Here is a 3,052-nt window from a genome sequence, read left to right on the forward strand (position 1 = left end):
CAATAGTGTCCGGCATTTGGCTGAGTGGGTCCGGTTCGGGACCAGCCTGGTGATGATCTGGGACCGAGGTGTGTCGGATCTGGCAGAGACGGGGCCGAGGTCGTCGGGCGCGGCGCATGCGGCGGCGCGGCCCGGGCGTCGCGCGGACGCCGGCCTTGGGGGCTCAGCCCCGGTTTCGCGGGCGGCGGGCGGCGGCCGAACGCCGGGCCACCTCGCTCTGCCGCTCCCGTTCCCGGAGGATCGGCAGGATCTCCTCGGCCGTCGCCGCCCCGGCGGCCACCTGGCTGAGCAGCGTGAACAGGTACTTACTCGGCCGGCAGCCGGTCTGCAGGGAGACCAGCATCGCCGCGATCACCGCCACATAGAATTGCATCAGCACGCCCGACGCCGAGTGGCTCATCAGGTGGGCGAAGTGGCCGAAGCACTTCAGCCAGCGGAAGAACAGCTCGGTGTACCAGCCACGATGCCTCCTTTGTCACACCTTGTATCGGCCCTCGCCCCGGCCTCCGCGGCCGGGTCGAGGGCCGATGGGCTTCCGGATCGGTCTTCATCTCGGGGTCGTCAACTCGGGCGGGTACGGCTCGTCCGGCCACGAGCGACGGTAGGCCCGGAGCCTGCGAAGCCGGTCGAGATCCGCGGCGTCCGCCCACAGCACCCAGCGGCCGCCGGCGCCGGGGAGCTTCCGGCCTCGGATCTATCCACGCCGGACCCAGCAGTGGACCGTCGGCTGCGGCATCGCCAGCTCGCGGCATAGGTCGCTCAGCCACCACTCGCCCTCCCCACGCGGGTCGTCGTCGGTCACCATTTTGGGGCGCGGACCCCAGCGGCCCTGACGCGAGAGCAGTTGTCGGACCATCGCGGCGTTATACGTCTCGCGGCGTTTCGGCGGCCGCATCCCCTCTCGGTTCAGGGTGTCGGCGATCTCTCGGGAGGTCTTGCCGGCGTCGTGCAACTCGGTCACCCGGGCCACCAGCGCCGGGTAGTCCCGCAGCTGCTCGACCCGCCGTACCGGGCGGCGGACCTCGTACCGGCTGACGAACCCGCCGGCCCAGTGGATCGCCACGTCGACCCATTCGGTCTCGCCCTGGACCGCGACCGAAACTCGCTCCACCAGGTGCCTCACGATCTCCTTGCGGTCGGCCGCGGTGGTCGTCGCCGCCCACCACAGCGCCGGCACGTCTTGAGACATCGACTTGATCATGGCGATCTCATCGCCGGTCAGCTCGGCGGGCCGCCCGCGGCGGAATCGGTCGTACCCCTCCTCGGCGTCACGCTGCTCGGTCAGCGCCTGCTCCCACCGCCGTTCCAGCTCCCGCCCGACCATCCGGTTCTCCGGCTCGCACGCCTGGTACTGCCGGGCCGCCCGCTCCGCCTCGTACCGGGCCCGCTCCAGTCGCAGCCGCCACTGCCGGTCCAGCCGGTCCCGCTCCGCCTGCGCGTCGCCGACCGCCCGGAGGCTCAGCTCCAACGCCGCCGGCTCCAGGGCCAGCAGCACCTGCCGGCCCACCAGCTCGTCGAGCGGGCCCCCGGCCAGGCTCTGGCAGACCGGCTCCGCGTAGTCCAGCGCACCGCGCTGGCAGCTGTAACGCAGGCGGCCCTCCCGGCCCGTGTAGGCAACCATCATCCGCCGCCCGCACCGCCCGCAGGACAGGAGGCCCGCGAGAAGCGACTCTCCGTCGCGGGCCGCCCGCATGGCCCCGGCGCGGGCACCGTTCCGCGCCAGCCGCCGCAGGTTCGACTCGTAGCGCTCCCACGTGATGTATGCGGGCAGATGATCGCGGATCAGGACTTCCCACTCGTCCCTCGGTACGACCACGCGGCCGGTGGCGGGGCGGCCGGGGATTCTCCGCCGCGGGTCGGTCGGCCGCCGGCCGCGGGTGTACGCCCCGGCGTAGATCGGGTGGTGCAGCAGGAAGGTCAGCGTCGTCCGATTCGGTCGCCGCCATGCGAGGCCCCCCTTGTCGGGCCCGAAGTGGGGGCGGACGCCCAGGCGGATGCCGTTGCGGACCAGGTATTTCAACAGGGCCGAGACGGTCCCCAACTCGTCGAACTTGTCGAAGACCAGCCGGACGACGTCGCGGGCCTGCTCGTCAGGGTCGAGCATCAACCCGCCGCCGGGGACCCGGGCGTAGCCGATTGGCGCGTGGCTGAACAGCTCGCCGCGGCGGGCCTTGCTCCGGGCCCCGGCCAGCATCCGGCCCCGGAGGATGTGCAGCTCCGCCTCGCTCATGATCCCCGAGAGCCCCAGCAAGAGCCTGTCGTTGTGGTCCGTCGGGTCGTAGAGGGCGTCCCGGTCGGCCAGCACGGTCTGGAAGAGGGCACATAATTCCAACAGCTGGTGCCAGTCCCGGCACGAGCGTGCCAGGCGGCTCATCTCGATGCCGAGGATCAGCCCGACGCGGTCGAGCCCGACCTCGGCCAGGAGCCGCTGGAACCCGGGGCGGCCCACGGTCGTCTTCCCGCTACGGCCCTGGTCCTCGTCGATGACGATGATGCGATCCGCCGGCCAGCCGAGGGCCACGGCGCGGTCGCGGAGATCATACTGCAGGCGTCCCGACTCGCGATGCTCGTGCACCTGCTGGGGGCTGGACTGGCGGACGTAGACGATCGCCAGTCGGTCGAGGTGCCGGGCCTGGACCTTGCCCTCCCGCTGCGGCGGTCGGCCGATCGGATCATCGCACCGCGGGTCGCTCGGGCAAGGGGATGTCCGGGGCCGGACTTCATGGGTTTTCATGCAGTACCTCCGGCTTCGCTGGAGGTGTCGGCAGCCGCTTGGCCACCATCCGGCTGAGCACGGCGAGCGTGTCGTGACGAGCCTGGGCCGGCAGTTCTCCCCAGAGCCGGTTCAGATGGACCCGGCGTCCCGGGTTGGCGGCAGGCGGGGGGGGACTGATCGATCGTTGTCGCGTCGCATGGGGGTTGCCCCGGGATTTCGTGCCGGCGGCGGTGGCCCCACCGGGCCAGTTCTAGCAGCGCCGCCACGCCCACTATGGGGCGGCCCTCCGGACACACACAAGCTGAATCTTGAGGTGTAGTCAGCCTGGCAGACTTC

Annotated in this window: 1 protein-coding gene and 1 pseudogene; both read right to left on the reverse strand. The window is 71.5% G+C overall.

Going from position 1 to position 3,052, the window contains the following annotated elements; all coding sequences use genetic code 11:
- Positions 1–163: 163 nt before the first annotated feature.
- A pseudogene (locus tag GA615_RS27150) lies at positions 164–457 on the reverse strand (IS4-like element ISBlma1 family transposase); the annotation flags it as partial.
- Positions 458–694: 237 nt separating this feature from the next.
- Complete coding sequence (locus GA615_RS27155; protein ID WP_152054488.1) at positions 695–2,734, reverse strand: recombinase family protein; 2,040 nt, start codon at positions 2,732–2,734, stop codon at positions 695–697.
- Positions 2,735–3,052: the final 318 nt, after the last annotated feature.

Origin of the sequence: Tautonia marina (assembly GCF_009177065.1) — a bacterium.
Taxonomy (GTDB): domain Bacteria; phylum Planctomycetota; class Planctomycetia; order Isosphaerales; family Isosphaeraceae; genus Tautonia; species Tautonia marina.

Coding starts and splice junctions, on each gene's coding strand:
- GA615_RS27155 (WP_152054488.1), bottom strand. CDS start 2,734: ATGAAAACCCATGAAGTCCGGCCCCGGACATCCCCTTGCCCGAGCGAC.